We start from the raw sequence: 14,326 nt of genomic DNA, 5'->3' as shown, positions 1-14,326 counted from the left end.
TCAACATCCTGTCGTCCAGACAATAGTTAAGAAGTGTTTAGACTTCCCTTCCGTTGCCCCCAGTCTACAGGGCTGGGCCAGAGCGGAATCAACCACCCCAAGCGATAGCAGAGTATAGTCTGAAACCGATGGTTTTTCAAACGGGCTGCCAGCGTCAAAATCTCTCCACTACAATACGGTCTAGACCTAGCGCGATCGCAGCGGAGACTGACGGCCTATCGACACCATTTACGGACATTTGCAGGGACTCAAACCCAACCAGCTTAAGCAACTCCAGCGCCTCTATCACCAGCGATTGCAGGGCGATCGCGTGACCACCGCCGAGTTTGCCCAACGCCTAGCGGCCATTAGCACCGATCTAGGAGAACCCCTCTGTGTTTACCTCAACCGCCGGGGGCAGGTGGTACGGGTGGGCGTAGGCAGTCCCCGCCAGACTCAGATTCCCCCCCTAGAACTACCCCGCTATGGAGCTGAGCGCCTCTGTGGCCTGCGCTGCATTGCCACCCAACTAAAACAGGAGCAGCCCAGCACCAGTGACCTCACCGCCATGGCCATGCAGCGATTGGATGCCCTCGTCACCCTCACCCTCTCCGGCAACGGCTTTGAACGGCGGGGCGGCGGGGCGACAGGCTACGTCCGAGAAGCCTATCTAGCCCATCTGGTGCTCCACCCCGAGGCCAACTGGACCGTTTCCCCCGCCCTAGATCTAGAAGACTTGGCTCAGCAGGACTTCCTAGCCTTGGTGGAAGCCCTAGAAACAGAATTTCAGCGGGCCTTTGTGGCCCAGCGGGTGGATAGCGGCCAGGATCGGGCACTGCTGGTGGGATTACTCACCTCCGCTATGAATCAAGCACAGTTTCGCTATGGATTGATGGAACTGCAACGGCTAGTCGAAAGTGCCGGGGGAGAGGTCCTACAGGCCATCCATCAGCGTCGTCATCGACCCCACCCCCAAACCGTCCTAGGGGCAGGCAAGGTGCAGGAAGTTGCCCTAGCTGCCCAAAACCTGGGGGCCAACCTGATTGTGTTTGACCGCGATCTGTCCCCAGCCCAGGTGCGGAACCTAGAAGCCCAGGTGGGACTACGGGTGGTGGATCGCACCGAAGTCATCCTCGATATCTTTGCCCAGCGAGCCAAAACTGGAGCAGGCAAGCTCCAGGTGGAATTGGCCCAGTTGGAATACCAACTGCCTCGCCTGACCGGACGGGGACAGTCCATGTCTCGATTGGGGGGCGGCATTGGCACCCGAGGACCGGGGGAAACCAAGTTGGAGACGGAGCGGCGAGCCATTCAGCGACGGATTTCTCGCCTGCAACGGGAAGTAAATCAGCTCCAGGCCCACCGGGCACGTCTGCGTCAGCACCGTCAGCGGACAGATGTCCCCGCGATCGCAGTAGTTGGCTACACCAATGCCGGTAAGTCCACGCTCCTCAGCACCCTAACCAATTCTGAGGTATACGCAGCGGACCAGCTCTTTGCCACCCTCGACCCCACCACTCGGCGGCTCACGGTCCCCGACCCCCGCACCCAGGAGCCCCGTAATCTGGTCTTGACGGACACCGTAGGGTTTATTCGCGATCTTCCCGCATCCCTTATGGACGCCTTCCGAGCCACCCTGGAGGAAGTGACGGAAGCCGATGCCTTAGTCCATGTCGTGGACCTATCCCACCCTGCTTGGCAGGCCCAGATTCGCTCAGTGATGACGATCCTGGCAGAGATGCCCACCACGCCGGGGCCAATCCTGCTGGTGTTTAACAAGCTCGATCAAGTGGACAGCGATACCCTAGCCCTAGCCCAGGATGAATTTCCCCACGGCATCTTTGTGTCGGCCCAGGCCCGCTTGGGTCTAGAAACCCTGCGAATGCGCCTACTCCAACTCGTGGACTACGCCGTCTGTCTCTAAGGGAGGAATCTCGGGCTTGGCCACCCACAAGTCTGTCATTCCGAGCGCAGGGAGGAATCTCGATCTTGCTCACAGAGGGAAGTGTTTTGGAAGCCGCTACGTGAACAGGGCAAGCAAGGGATTGCCCCTACGGTTCGGCAACACCCCCACCATACCCCCACGGCAACATCCTGCATTGGGCGCGGTTTCCGCGCCCCTACCCTCACACCCGATCACGGGTCACTTCAATCCTGGAGTCCCCGGTACTGGGTAGGGCAGGTTTTGAGCCTCCCATTTGGGATTTCCCAGTAGACACGAGCTAAACCCGCCCCTACGGGATTTACCCCCTCACCCCCTCACCCCCTCACCCTCACCCCTACTCCGCCGCGAGGAAAGCCAGGTAGTCGGTGCTCAACTCCTTAACCGCCGCCTCATAGAACCGTTGACCGTGTTCCGGAGTGGCTAGGGCTGGGTTAGAGCCCATACGGCCATCGGGGTAGTGCTGCCGGAAGTCAGCGGCCCCATAGATGGGATAGCCCGCTGGGGCGATGGGTGGGTCCAAGGGCGCATGCTTAATGTGGTCGGGGTAGGCGTATTGGGTCAGGGCCACCTCACTAGGAGTAGCGTGGGAGCCCTCTCCCTGGCCATAGAGTTCCTTCGCCAGGGTATAGGCCGAGCGGCACATAAACCAGTTCGCAATGCGACAGCGCACTTGATCACTCTGGGGAATTTGCAGATCCGCTAGCAAAGCATAGGTTTCAGCAAAAGCAGCCTTGAGGGTGGCGATATTGCCCCCATGGCCATTGATGAAAAAAAAGCGGGTAAACCCGGCCCGTGCCAGGGGCTTCACATAGTCCTGAACCAGCGCAATCAACGTGCTAGGCCGCAGGCTAATGCTGCCGGGAAAGCTGGTGTGGTGGAGGGCCATGCCAACATTGATGGTGGGGCCAACCAAGGCTCCGGTGGCGTCTCCCACCCCTTTGGCGACAGTTTCGGCACAGATGGCATCTGTACCAATCAGACCAGTGGGACCATGCTGCTCCGTAGAGCCAATGGGCAGGATAATGCCTTGAGAGTGGTGGAGGTAGGTCTCCACTTCTGGCCAAGTTGAGAGGTGTAGTTGCATAGGAGGAGGTGAGAAAGGGGGAAAAATAAAAATTACCAGGGTAATCGGAGTCAATTTACAAGGTTTTTATGTCATGGAGCGAGGTCCATGCGTAGACTGTAAGGAACCCTTTCTTTTCATTACTGTTGAGCTGGCTGGTTGGAACTATTGGTTGAGGAGAAACGTTCAATGCTTCACCGCAAGATTTATCAACTTCGTTGTGAAGGAAAAGAGGTGTGGATTTTCTTGCGGGATCAACAACGGTGGCTAGAACGGGCCACCATTCTAGAGATCGAAGGGGACTTGGTCACCCTGCGCTATGAAACCGACGAGGAAGACGAGGTCTGCTCCTGGGAAGAGATGGTGCGTCTAGAGAGTATTGGTTCCGTGATGCAGCGCCTTGCTGCGGTGCCTCGGGGCGATGTGGAGTTGATGATTGCCGATGATTGTCCTGAGACGGAGCAATTGAACGATCACTCAGAACAGGAATTCAATCGAGAGTCCAATTCCGACTCCTAGCAGGTTCCGTGGGTCGCACTCCGTTTGACCCACGCTACTGTCATGGATCGCACTTCTGACTTTCTGTACTGGGGCGGATGGGGTTAGGATTACCCGGCAGATCCCTTGGGTTTCGGCGCAAAGGCGGGGCAGTAGCCCTCTGCTGCCACCGGAAAGCCAAACAGCGAGGATTGAGGATTGTTGCAGCGGGGTTGTTGCCAATAGCGACAGCGGAAGCAACATTCCACCATAAGTCCGCTTCGGGTTGCCGGGGGGGCTGCCTGTCGTAGGATGGCTTGTTGGCTGATACCTCGCAGGACTAAATCATCCCCTTGCCACCGGATTTGAAGCAGTCCGGTGTCTGCCAAACGACTCCAGCGTGGGTCATTTTGGATGGCCTGGGGCAAGGAAAGTAAAATTCCCTCACCAGTCTGGGTTAATTCTCCCTCGAATAGGGTTTCAGGGGCCGCAGGCTGAAGAAAGCGATCGCCAATGGGCAGATCTACCTGCCGACCAGGGGAGGGTAAATGGAGCTGGTAGCGGCTCTGGAGGTCTTCTAAACTAGCCAAGTCCATGAGGTAGTTGGGGGAACCATGGACGAACATTACGTGCTGGGGACGGAGGTTGTGGATGAGTTGGGTGGTGCCGGGACCGTCACAGTGGGTGGTGAGCAGGTAGGTTTCTAAGTGGGCGTGCCCCGATTCTAAATGGGGATCTAGGGCTTGGAGCCAGTCGAGAACGCGATCTGGGGTCTCCTCAGGGGAGGGATCAAAGCCCGCTGCCATTAACCGGGCGGCAAGGGGGTCCGGGAGGAAAATACGCCAGGGCCGCTTGCCCCAGCCGCCATAGAGGCTGAGATCCGCTTCTTGGTACCCAATTACAATCGCTGGGCTCTCCGGATCTGTCAGGGGATGTTCAGCCCCTAGCCGCCGCACCCGAGGTAAAATCCGCTCGTCCCAGAATAGGGGCTGGTGGCGGGCAAAGTTTTGGACGTTTGTCGGCAGGTGGGGCAGCAGGTCTAGATAGGCGTCGCAACCCTGGGCCACCCAGGGGTCTACCCACACCGTCACATCTTGTCCCGTGAAGTGGTGGTGGCTGCGGAGCAGCATGACGAGTTCTTGCCCTAGGCCCAAAATGGGGACCGGCAGGAGGACGTTATAGCCTGCTGCAATCGCTTGATTGATCTGATCCGCCAGACTGTTCTCCTGCTGACGACGGTGGGGATGGCGGGCGGTGCCCTGACTCCCCTCTAGGATCAATACGTCGGGCTTGAGTCCGCGCAATTCATCTAGGGGGAGTCCCTCCACCAGTCGCCCGTTGGAGAGGAAAAAGTCTCCTGTGTAAAAGACGGTGTATCTGCGATCGCGGTGGGCATAGGTGAGTAGTATGGAGGCCGCCCCCGGTAGATGGCCAGAGGGCCAGAGGGTAAGGGTAAGATCCTCCCCGAGGGCCACCTCTTGACGCCAGGGTAGACGCTGACAAAAGTCTGCTCCTTGGGGCAGGGCCACCTCGGGCCAGTTGAGGGGGAGCAGGGCAGCGGTGGCCGCACTGCTAAAAATGGGAATATGGGGCCAAGTCTGGTGAAACTTGAGCAACCCTAAGCTGTGGTCTGGATGGGCATGGGTACAGACCACAAATTCTGCCGGGGGCTCCGCCGTCGGCAAGGACTCTAGGGAAGCCAAACCACAGTCTAATAAGATGCGGTGAGGCCCCATGTGTAGAGTTAGGCAGACGCCCTCTTGGCCATGGCCCACGGCATAGGGCAAGCAGGACAGTTCACTCACAGGATTGATTAACCAGGACAATCCTTAATGGGCAGATCCATTGCCATGGTAGTCATCGCTGTCGTAGAAGCCGTTACGGGTGCCAAAGAATAGGCAGGCCACCACAAACACAATGGTCAGAACGGGCAAAATGGCTTTGATATCCATGGCAATAAAAACCGAATAATGGGGGTAATGGCAGCGGAACGACCAGCCAGCCTCAAGAACCCCTATGACAACTGAATCATAGGGTGAGATTAGGGCTTTGGGCCGTCGCCACCATAGCAATACTAAAGGCGGAAGTATTAAGTATTTCGTTGCTTCCCGGCATATCTCGTCACATATCTCGTCTCATTGTTTATTGCCGGTTCTGTATCAAGGGAGGTTGGATAGATCCTAACAAGCTCTGCCGGAAAGGGGTGGTTGCCCAGAAAATCTTAAGGCTCTTTTCGCACTACCGGGACAGTGGACAATCCCCCGGAGGAGTGTGGCACCATGGGGCAAGCCTTTATACCAGTTTGCGGCTGTATCTGCTGGGCCAAGCTGTGCCCGCCATCTCTGTTCACCTCATTAGCGCCCTGCGTAATTAGTGTTATGACCACCTCCCGAGTGATTGGGTTGAGCCTACTCCCCGTCACCAGTGCGATCGCAGTTATCGCCCTGGCAGCCCCTCCCAGCCTCTGCAAGACTCTTGATGTACCCAACTCCACCGCCGCCTTTGTTGCCGGTGCGTTAGAGTCCTTGGAATCCCTGGAATCCCTGGGATCTATAGTCTCCCCAGATCATCAATCCCTAGCCCAGACCAGCGACCGCCCCGACGCCCCTCTAGAAACACCCCCCCTCCCGCCGCTGCCGGAAACCTTACCCGCTCCCAAGCCTCCGGCAGTGGCGGGAATCCTGGGGTTGGTGCCCAATGCGGATGACGATATTGGGGTGGGGCATTTGCGCCCTAAGCTTCTCCCGTCTTCCCCCCCCGAGACGGAAGTTGAGACCGACTATGGTCAAGCCAACTGGCTTCAGGAAGCCGCCCTGCCCATTTATGGAGAGCCGGGGGGGCAGCCCTGGGGCTGGTTGATTAATGGCTGGCTAGTACCCAACGGCAGCACCCCCTTGGCCGTCGGATCCGATGCTGCCTTTCGGATGTTGCAGACCGCCGAGGCTCTCTTTTCGTTTCCAGTAATGGAAATTCGCGAGGATGGTTGGTTTCGCTTCCAGTACACCCCGGTAGGGATGGCCTGGGCTCATCAGGAACACCTAGCGGCGGGCAATATTGAGTTGGAGGTGGAAACCTGGCAAGATCGCTTTCTGGCGGTGGATCGGGTCGCCTTTCGCCACCATGGCATTTCCCAATCCCTGCGCCCTAGTCCTAACGGCAACAGTAGCATTTTGGCCTTGGTCGGCCCCGACAGCTTTATTAAACCCCTGGCCTTTGAGGGAGATTGGATGCAGGTGAGCGTCACCCAGCCCAGCAATGGCTGTGTACTATTACCCGGTGCCCGCTCCCAGGAGGGCTGGATCCGCTGGCGCAATCAAGAAGATGCCTCGTCGCTGATCTGGTATGACCCGCAGGGGTGTTAACAGCAGGGGTGTTAACAAAGGGGCGGTCGCATCAGTAAGATTCAGTTTTTGCCAGAAATATTAGTTCAAGATTGGGAAGGAACCATGACACAGGCATCAGGGCTAGCGGGCAAGGTCGCGATCGTCACGGGGGCATCACGGGGGATTGGCCGTGCGGCGGCCCTGGCCCTAGCGGCGGAGGGAGCCCAGGTGGTGGTGAACTATGCCCGATCCGCTGGGGCGGCGGATGCGGTGGTGGCGGAAATTGTTGCGGCGGGGGGAAGTGCGATCGCACTTCAGGCCGACGTATCCGATGCCGAGCAAGTGGAGGCCCTCATTAAGGCCACCCTAGAGAAATGGGAGCACATTGACGTGCTGGTCAACAACGCCGGTATCACCCGCGATACCCTGCTGCTGCGGATGAAGCTGGAAGACTGGCAGGCGGTGATCGACCTGAACCTGACTGGCGTCTTTCTCTGCACCAAAGCCGTAAGTCGGCTGATGCTAAAGCAGCGCAGCGGTCGCATCATCAACATTGCCTCGGTCTCCGGGCTGATGGGCAACCCCGGACAGGCCAACTACAGCGCCGCCAAGGCGGGGGTCATCGGCTTCACCAAAACCATTGCCAAGGAAATGGCCCCCCGAGGCGTCACGGTGAACGCCGTCGCCCCTGGCTTTATCCAGACCGATATGACAGAAAACTTACCCAACACCGAGGAAATTCTGAAATTTATTCCCCTGGGCCGCTATGGCCAACCCGAAGAAGTGGCAGGGGTGATTCGGTTTTTGGCCGCAGATCCCGCCGCGAGCTACATCACCGGACAAGTCCTCACGGTAGATGGCGGTATGGTGATGTAGGGTTCAGCCCCTTTGCAGTGCCCCTTGAGCAAAAATCCTAGGTCCACATCCAGCCACCACAGGGATATGGAATCGGCAGCATGGGAAAGCGCAATAGTCGTCTGAAACTCACCCTAGCCCTGACGAGCGCTGGTCTAGCCCTATTTAGCGTAATTGGCCTGCTGCTGTGGAGCGAGGGTCAACTCTCCGGGCGGGCTTTCTGGGAAGGTCTGGAGGATGCCATCATCACCCTGATGGGGGAGTATCCCGACAAGCCCAGGACGGTCACCGGACGGGTACTGCAATTAGTGCTATTGGTCTTTGGCACCTTCATTTTTGGGGCCATCATTGGCAAAATCTCCTCTTTTTTTGTCACTCGGGCGATTTGGAAACAACGGGCCGTGAAACAGTTCAAAAACCACATCATTCTCTGCAACTGGAATAGCAAGGCCATGAATATTGTCCAGCAGCTCCTGGAGGCCAACCAGGATCAGCCTCGGGACATTGTCGTAGTCTCTGCGGCAGCGGTGGAGGACCAAGGGGAGCTGGCAGATCGGGATGATGTTCACTTTGTTCAGGCCGACCCCACCCACCACGCCACCTTGGAAAAGCTCCAGGCTCCCCAGGCGAAAGCCGTGATCTTGCTGGCGGATGAGGAGAGTGTGGGGCCGGACGAAAAAAATGCCCTGATCGCCCTAGCGATCAAGCATCTGGAGCAAATTCCAGGCCAGCAAAAGGATATCCACGTCATTGCCGAGCTGGTGAACTTAGATCGCCGTCGCCATTTACAGGAAGCGGGGGTGGATGAGGTGGTTTCAGCACGGGACTACAGTTCCGGCATCATTGCCCAAAGTGCCATGTTCAGGAATATGTCTGTGGTCTACCAGCAACTCTTGACCTATTCCGATGACACCAATGAGTTTTACTTTATTGAGCCCAGCAAATACCCCACTCAGTTTCGAGGCAAGTCTTTTCCAGAGCTGAGCCAATTGATCAGCGAACATAGCGCCGTCCATCCTGAAAATCCGCTGCTGCTGCTGGGCATCAAGCGGAGCAATGGTGAGATCCTGCTTAACCCCAAGCGCGACTGTTTTCAATGGCTGGAGGGAAATGACTCCCTGATCGTGATGGCCTTCCGCAATATCGATCGGATTCCGTAACACTCGGATGCCATAACGCTTGGATTTCATACGCCATGAACCATGGCCCGCTAGTTCTCCTCCCCGTCATCTCTAGGGTTCCATCGTTCCCACGCTCCAGCGTGGGAACGAGTTTATGCGGGTGGCGGGTGGGGGCGGGCTGGGTATACTGGCGGGCAAAGACTTGCCTAGGCGGGGGACTGTATGGATCCGATCGCGATCGCAGTAGCAGCATTGGTACTAATGAGTACGAAGGCCACGGAGAAGGTGGGGGAAAAACTGGGGGAGGGCACCCTGGCGGCGACCCGTGGGTTGTGGGCGGTGTTGCGACGCAAAGCGCCTGACACGGCCAAGCGGCTGGCGGCGGCGGAAAGCCCTGAGGTGATTGACGCCGAGATCATTGAGGAGGTGCGCCGGGTGGCGGCGGTGGACCCGTCGGTGGCGGCGTCGGTAGCGGCAACGGCTGAGCAGATGCAGCAGCAGTTTGGTGGCGTGATCAACCAGGGCAAACTGGCGGAAAAGATTGGCTTTGTGTTCCAGGGGGGCTACAACCCGGTCAACATCAACAAATTTGAACTCTGACCAGCGTAGGGTGGGCATGGCCCACCGCTGAGCATTGAGTTCTCTTCAGAGCCCCGCAGCGATCGCCCCGCTGCCACCCCGCGCCGGAATAGAATTCCGCCGCTCATAGCGACCGTCCTCTAAAAGAGGGGGTTGCTGATTAAAGGAATGAATTCTCGTAGGGGCGAACGGCTGTTCGCCTCTATAGGAAGCACCAGAACAGCCCAGCGTAGGGCGGGCATTGCCCACCGCCAAACGAACCGTATTTCCCGTACCCGATGGCAGAGGGTTAGTAGAGGGTTAACTGATGGAACCGATGGAATTGGCCCTAGTGGCGGTGGTGCTGCTACCGGAACCGGAGGTGACGGCGTTGGGGCCGGAGGTGGTTGCGGCAGTGGCCCGGTTGCGGCAGGTGTTGGCCCTGGTGGCTCCAGGGGTCGCGGCCCAGGTGGCGGCGGGGAATGGGGCGGCGTTGGCTGGCATCCAGCAGGCGGGGGATGGGTCGGTGCGGGGGGCGGTGCAGGCGGTGGCTGAGGCGGTGCGGCTGCGCTTGGGCAGGGGGGGGCAGGAAAAGATCGCCGAGAAGATCGGCTTCTCCCTTCCCTCGTTCCCAGACTCCGGCTGGGAACGCCCCTCAGAGGCTCCGCCTCCAGAGCCGCGAGACAGAGCCTCGGGGGGAGCGCTTCCCGGCAGAGCCAGGGAGCGAGGGGATAGACCTGTGAAGGGGACGGGTTCCTCAAGGGAGATCTTTGTCAGCTAGCAGCTCGTGGTCTGTCAACTTTACCTTTTTGCCTCGCAGGAGTTAGGGCTTGGAGCGTGTTTCCGGATACTTAGCGCCTACGGCTACTGCCCCCAGAACTAGAGGAACGGCTAGAGGAGCCCCCAGAACTAGAGGAACGGCTGGAGCTGCCAAAGCTAGAAGAACTCCCGGAACTATAGGAACTGCTAGAGCTAGAGGAGCGAGTATTCCGGGCGGCTTGGGTGCGCCGAATGGATTGACGGGCCAGTTTCTCCGCCGTATCCAGGGCTTGACGCGCCTGACCCATATTGGCGTATTGGGCAAACAGAGCGGTGCCAGTAGCCGTTCGGATGGCATTGTCGTTGGCAATCAACTGTTCCGCTTGGTCGTAGTCAGCTTGACCTGCGCCTTGGGCGTCGCGGTCCATGACCTGCGATCGCGCTTTTGCGGCAACCTCCCGCACCTTAGCGGCGTAGACAAACAACACCAAGCGCAGCGCCTGATCTCGGGCTTCGCAAGCCAGCAGAAATTCTCGGTCCCGACCAAGTTGACGGGCGCTGTCCACCTGGCTTTGGGCTTCCTTAAGCCGTTGATCGGGCTCACTGGTGGCAAAAATGCCCAGCAGTTTTTCCGTGACAAACTTCGTGGTCTGGTGGATATTTGCCTCCACCTCGCTCAACTCATGGCTGAGGCGAGCGGCGGCAGTTTCAATCAATTGCATCCGGTCCAGAACAGCCTGGAGGTAGGTCTCTACCGCTGCCAATTCTGGTTTAAGGGTAGTGATGCCACCACTGACGATATCCAGAGCTTGGACTGAGAAATCATTTTGTTGATAGAGATAGGGCAAGGTTTTGCCCTGCACCCGTTGCAGAATTTCATCGGCCTGGTCCAGGTTGGCAGTCAGGTCGCTCCAGTTGCTAGCGGGGTAGGCCCGGAGGCGATCCCACGCTGCTCCAGCCTCATTTTGGTATAGGGCTCGCAGGTGATCAGCCTCAGTTGTCAAGGCATGGAGATCCTGCTGATTCGTTTGGTGATGCTTTTGCCAGTCGGTCGCAGCGTCCAGGGCTTCCCGGCTTACCTTTTCCAGATCCGGCAACGTGTCTAGGGCTGGGGCATAGTCTCCTGACTGCAACTGGTGCCGTAGTTGGGCTAACACCTTCTCCACCGCCGCCTGCCGCTGGGGCAAGCGGGGAGGACGGTAGCCCGCCGTGGTGACAGCTTGAATATCCGCCTGCTGGCGCTCATGGGTTTGCAATACTTTTTTAAGCGGCGTAAATCCATCCATCGCCTGGGTGGCCGCCGAACAGTGGGTCAGCACTTGCAGATAAAGGCGATCCTGGTTCAAAGATGTCTCCGCCGCTGCAATCAGTTGATCAACACCCCAAAAAACGTCCGCCGCCGATAGCCCCAAACTGGTGGGGAAGTTGGTATCCAGAGCTTGCCGCCGTTGACGAATCTGGGCCAACTGCTCTGGAGCGGTTCTGACGGCCTGCCGCAGCCGACCAATGGTGGCGTCCACCTGTTCCACCAGCCCTAAAATCCCTTCATTGTCTACCCCCTCTGGGTTCACCTGCATCAACTCCACCTTCAGGGGGGTGTCTTTGATCCGTTGTTGGATGGTCTCTAATTGGGTCACAAGTCCTTGACTGAGACCAGGGTTTGACTCTAATACTTGCGCTGGATTCAGCAGAGTTTGCAGTTCTTCGTCGGACATAGCGCGAATGCGATCGCGCTTGCCCACAAAGGAGAGGTAGAGCATTTCCCAGGCTTCTACCTGTGCCGGCAGGGGGCGTTGCGACTGAGCGGCATCCTCTTGCAGGTGGGAATGGACCTGAAAAGCTTGATCCAAGGCTTGCCGTGCCTGAGTCAAGCCAGCTTTCACCTGCTGAGTCAGTTCGGGATAGCGTTCTCCATCCGCCTCCACAAACAACTGGTAAGACACCGTGTTTTCCGCGACTCCCCCCGCCAAAAGCTGCTCACACCCCATGAGCAGATTAGCAATGCGAGATTGCAGGGTTGCGAGCTGGGCTTGTAACCGTTGTTTTCGCCGTCGCCGCAGGGCCACAAATCCCACCGAGCCCCCTAACGCCACGACCAACCCTCCCCCCGCCAGGGCATTGCCAGAGTCACCCTGATCGGCAACCACGGTAGAGGTACCCACAGCCGACGACGGGGGTGTTGTGAGGGGAACGGGGGGATTCGGGGCTACCGGAGCAAGGGTAGAAATTCCGGCCAAGTCCGCTGCCGCTGCTAGGCCCGTAGTCAAAGCTCCAGTGGCATCCTGGGCTGCGAGGGACTCTCGGATGCCGCGTTTGACGCTTTCAAGGGCGGCGGCGTTGGTGTCTAAGGGGGTGTTGTAAAGGGCTTCACCATAGGTCAAGGTGATGCCGTAGGGCAGATCCGTCGCAGTAGTCGCCTCTAGTGCGATCGCAGCCTTTTCAAAATAGTCATCCTGGGTCAAGTCCCGCAGACGGGCCTCCGCCTCCACCCCATCCAGAAGCGCAAACCAGGCATCTTCATTGGCAGGGCGGGCATCGGTGAGAAAGACCAACACCTGATAGCCCGCATCGGCCCAGGGTTTCGCCGCCTCACACACCGCCGCCGCATCCACCGCCTGACGACTCTCAATCCGCAAAATGGCGTAGGGACAGACACCCTGGGCCTGGGCAGGAGGATTGAGGACTAAGGGCAAGAGTAGCCCAATAAAAAGCGAGATAGGCCGAAAACGCTTGAGAGCCATGGCATCTCGGAGGGTTACGTCAAAAAAGGAAGCAGCCAGATGGGAATCTTAATTAGAGGTGCTGCCGTCGCCATCATACGCCAGCCGATGGGAATCAGGAGGATCCGAAAAATAACTTAGAACCAGCATACAGGCTGTCTCCTGACCCATGGGGCGCTATGGGCAGGGTGGGTACAGTATAGATAGTACCCACCCTGCCCTAAACCCCTTCTACAACTTGGCGTGGCTGCCGTCGCAGAAGGGGGCATTGCCTGTGTGCTTGCACTGGCAGAGAGCCACTTGCTTTTGCTCCTCTAGGGTGAACTTAATGGGGGTGAAACCCGTATCTTGATGGGCTCCGTCGCAGAAGGGCTGGTTGGCAGAGTTGCCGCAGGTGCAGTACCAGTAGTTGCCTGGTTCTAGGGCCATAACGGCGGGCTTGTTGTCAGCAATAGTGGGGTCACTCATAGATCGTGTTCTCCAGATTGAGTATTGGTTCAGCGAATGGGTGGGTCTAAGCTGGCTAGACCCAGTAGTCACCCGGTCCCCAAGACAGGGACCGGGCATAGGGGCCAGAAACCAGGGATGAAACCCGATTACGGGGCCATATCAAACAGCAACACTTCGCTGTCATCACTGACGCCCGTGAGGGTCACCTCTGATTCCTGACTGATGGCGGCTCCGTCCCCAGCGGTGAGGGATTGGCCGTTGAGGGTCACTGCCCCCCGCGCCACCTGAATCCAGGCAATGCGATGGTCTAGAGACCGGCCTAGGGGGCCATCGCGCCCTAACTCATGGGTCACAGATTCCCCCGGAGTCAGTTGGGTGGCGTAGAGATTCACATCCTGGTGGATGGTAACGGATCCATCACGACCCTCGGGAGAGCCCACCAGCCGCAGTTGGCCCCGCTTTTGTTCTAGGGGAAAGTAGGTTTGCTCGTAGCCAGGGGCGATACCGTTTTCCGCTGGCAGGAGCCAGATTTGCAGTAGATGGACCGGGTCGCGGTCGGAGGCATTGAACTCGCTGTGGAGAATGCCGGTCCCCGCTGACATGCGCTGGACATCGCCGTAACGCATCGTAGCTCCATTACCAATGTTGTCTTGGTGGGCCAAGGCTCCATCCAGGACATAGGTGACAATTTCCATATCCCGGTGGCCATGGGTCGCGAAGCCTTTACCGGGAGCCACCTTGTCTTCGTTGATCACCCGCAAGGGGCCAAAGCCCATGTGGTTGGGGTCGTAGTAGTTGCCAAAGGAAAAGGTGTGGCGGGCATCCAGCCAACCAAAGTTGGCGGCACCGCGATCGCGGGCGGGGCGAAGGGTAATCATAGGACACCTCCTGGGTGTTGGGGTCGGCACATCCCTTGGGGTTTTAGGTTTTGGGTTTTGAGGTTTTGGACGGTCAAAACTCACGCTGCCCAGTATTTGGGGAATTTGCCTAGACCCGCTTTGATTGGATGTCCCTATTATGAATTGAACTAAAATAAAATACAATAGCCAATGTAATTGACAGACTGTTTCCAAAAA

The 14,326-nt window shown here is 58.0% G+C and carries 13 protein-coding genes; 7 read left to right on the top strand and 6 right to left on the bottom strand.

Annotated elements, in window-relative coordinates:
- Nucleotides 1-238: 238 nt before the first annotated feature.
- A complete protein-coding gene (gene hflX / locus LEP6406_RS0215050) occupies nt 239-1,903 on the top strand; it encodes a GTPase HflX (protein WP_008318741.1) in 1,665 nt (554 codons plus the stop codon).
- 355 nt (nt 1,904-2,258) lie between these two features.
- On the opposite strand, the gene LEP6406_RS0215045 is transcribed toward hflX, so the two are convergent.
- Nucleotides 2,259-3,008 (bottom strand): creatininase family protein, encoded by a 750-nt coding sequence (locus LEP6406_RS0215045; protein ID WP_008318740.1) that lies wholly within the window; start codon nt 3,006-3,008, stop codon nt 2,259-2,261.
- Nucleotides 3,009-3,176: 168 nt separating this feature from the next.
- Here LEP6406_RS0215045 and LEP6406_RS0215040 point away from each other — a divergent pair, with 168 nt between their 5' ends.
- Nucleotides 3,177-3,506 carry a DUF6679 family protein gene (locus LEP6406_RS0215040; protein ID WP_008318739.1) on the top strand — a complete coding sequence of 110 codons (330 nt, stop codon included), beginning with the start codon at nt 3,177-3,179 and terminating at the stop codon, nt 3,504-3,506.
- An 89-nt stretch (nt 3,507-3,595) separates the two neighbouring features.
- On the opposite strand, the gene LEP6406_RS0215035 is transcribed toward LEP6406_RS0215040, so the two are convergent.
- Together LEP6406_RS0215035 and LEP6406_RS34855 are read right to left on the bottom strand one after the other, a co-directional pair.
- Nucleotides 3,596-5,269 (bottom strand): MBL fold metallo-hydrolase, encoded by a 1,674-nt coding sequence (locus LEP6406_RS0215035; protein ID WP_008318738.1) that lies wholly within the window; start codon nt 5,267-5,269, stop codon nt 3,596-3,598.
- A 24-nt stretch (nt 5,270-5,293) separates the two neighbouring features.
- Nucleotides 5,294-5,416 carry a hypothetical protein gene (locus LEP6406_RS34855; RefSeq protein WP_008318737.1) on the bottom strand — a complete coding sequence of 41 codons (123 nt, stop codon included), beginning with the start codon at nt 5,414-5,416 and terminating at the stop codon, nt 5,294-5,296.
- Between the two features lie 426 nt (nt 5,417-5,842).
- Between LEP6406_RS34855 and LEP6406_RS0215025 the strand changes: the two genes are divergently transcribed.
- The 5 genes from LEP6406_RS0215025 (at nt 5,843) to LEP6406_RS34845 (ending at nt 10,102) form a co-directional block, all read left to right on the top strand.
- Nucleotides 5,843-6,826: a hypothetical protein gene (locus tag LEP6406_RS0215025; RefSeq protein ID WP_027269155.1), complete on the top strand. Its 984-nt coding sequence runs from the start codon at nt 5,843-5,845 to the stop codon at nt 6,824-6,826.
- An 84-nt stretch (nt 6,827-6,910) separates the two neighbouring features.
- Nucleotides 6,911-7,663 (top strand): 3-oxoacyl-[acyl-carrier-protein] reductase, encoded by a 753-nt coding sequence (gene fabG, locus LEP6406_RS0215020; RefSeq protein WP_008318735.1) that lies wholly within the window; start codon nt 6,911-6,913, stop codon nt 7,661-7,663.
- 80 nt (nt 7,664-7,743) lie between these two features.
- A complete protein-coding gene (locus tag LEP6406_RS0215015) occupies nt 7,744-8,802 on the top strand; it encodes a potassium channel family protein (protein WP_008318734.1) in 1,059 nt (352 codons plus the stop codon).
- Between the two features lie 183 nt (nt 8,803-8,985).
- Nucleotides 8,986-9,363, top strand: coding sequence for a hypothetical protein (locus LEP6406_RS34850; protein WP_008318733.1), 378 nt, complete (start codon nt 8,986-8,988; stop codon nt 9,361-9,363).
- Nucleotides 9,364-9,649: 286 nt separating this feature from the next.
- Nucleotides 9,650-10,102 carry a hypothetical protein gene (locus tag LEP6406_RS34845; protein ID WP_008318732.1) on the top strand — a complete coding sequence of 151 codons (453 nt, stop codon included), beginning with the start codon at nt 9,650-9,652 and terminating at the stop codon, nt 10,100-10,102.
- 70 nt (nt 10,103-10,172) lie between these two features.
- Here the strand turns inward: LEP6406_RS34845 and LEP6406_RS0215000 are convergent, their stop codons facing one another.
- The 3 genes from LEP6406_RS0215000 to LEP6406_RS0214990 form a co-directional block, all read right to left on the bottom strand.
- A complete protein-coding gene (locus LEP6406_RS0215000) occupies nt 10,173-12,821 on the bottom strand; it encodes a hypothetical protein (protein ID WP_008318728.1) in 2,649 nt (882 codons plus the stop codon).
- Nucleotides 12,822-13,031: 210 nt separating this feature from the next.
- Complete coding sequence (locus LEP6406_RS0214995) at nt 13,032-13,268, bottom strand: CDGSH iron-sulfur domain-containing protein (protein ID WP_008318726.1); 237 nt, start codon at nt 13,266-13,268, stop codon at nt 13,032-13,034.
- A gap of 128 nt (nt 13,269-13,396) precedes the next feature.
- A complete protein-coding gene (locus tag LEP6406_RS0214990; RefSeq protein WP_008318724.1) occupies nt 13,397-14,128 on the bottom strand; it encodes a pirin family protein in 732 nt (243 codons plus the stop codon).
- Between the last annotated feature and the right edge of the window lie 198 nt (nt 14,129-14,326).

This window comes from Leptolyngbya sp. PCC 6406 (assembly GCF_000332095.2).
In the GTDB taxonomy this organism is placed as follows: Bacteria; Cyanobacteriota; Cyanobacteriia; order Phormidesmidales; family Phormidesmidaceae; genus PCC-6406.
Note: the sequence above shows the minus strand (reverse complement) of the source record. Positions and strands in the feature narration are given on the sequence as shown.

Bases quoted from the DNA above. Each gene is read 5' to 3' on its own strand.
- LEP6406_RS0215045 (WP_008318740.1), bottom strand. From the start codon at position 3,008: ATGCAACTACACCTCTCAACTTGGCCAGAAGTGGAGACCTACCTCCAC.
- LEP6406_RS0215040 (WP_008318739.1), top strand. From the start codon at position 3,177: ATGCTTCACCGCAAGATTTATCAACTTCGTTGTGAAGGAAAAGAGGTG.
- LEP6406_RS34855 (WP_008318737.1), bottom strand. From the start codon at position 5,416: ATGGATATCAAAGCCATTTTGCCCGTTCTGACCATTGTGTTTGTGGTG.
- LEP6406_RS0215025 (WP_027269155.1), top strand. From the start codon at position 5,843: ATGACCACCTCCCGAGTGATTGGGTTGAGCCTACTCCCCGTCACCAGT.
- fabG (WP_008318735.1), top strand. From the start codon at position 6,911: ATGACACAGGCATCAGGGCTAGCGGGCAAGGTCGCGATCGTCACGGGG.
- LEP6406_RS0215015 (WP_008318734.1), top strand. From the start codon at position 7,744: ATGGGAAAGCGCAATAGTCGTCTGAAACTCACCCTAGCCCTGACGAGC.
- LEP6406_RS34850 (WP_008318733.1), top strand. From the start codon at position 8,986: ATGGATCCGATCGCGATCGCAGTAGCAGCATTGGTACTAATGAGTACG.
- LEP6406_RS34845 (WP_008318732.1), top strand. From the start codon at position 9,650: ATGGAACCGATGGAATTGGCCCTAGTGGCGGTGGTGCTGCTACCGGAA.
- LEP6406_RS0215000 (WP_008318728.1), bottom strand. From the start codon at position 12,821: ATGGCTCTCAAGCGTTTTCGGCCTATCTCGCTTTTTATTGGGCTACTC.
- LEP6406_RS0214995 (WP_008318726.1), bottom strand. From the start codon at position 13,268: ATGAGTGACCCCACTATTGCTGACAACAAGCCCGCCGTTATGGCCCTA.
- LEP6406_RS0214990 (WP_008318724.1), bottom strand. From the start codon at position 14,128: ATGATTACCCTTCGCCCCGCCCGCGATCGCGGTGCCGCCAACTTTGGT.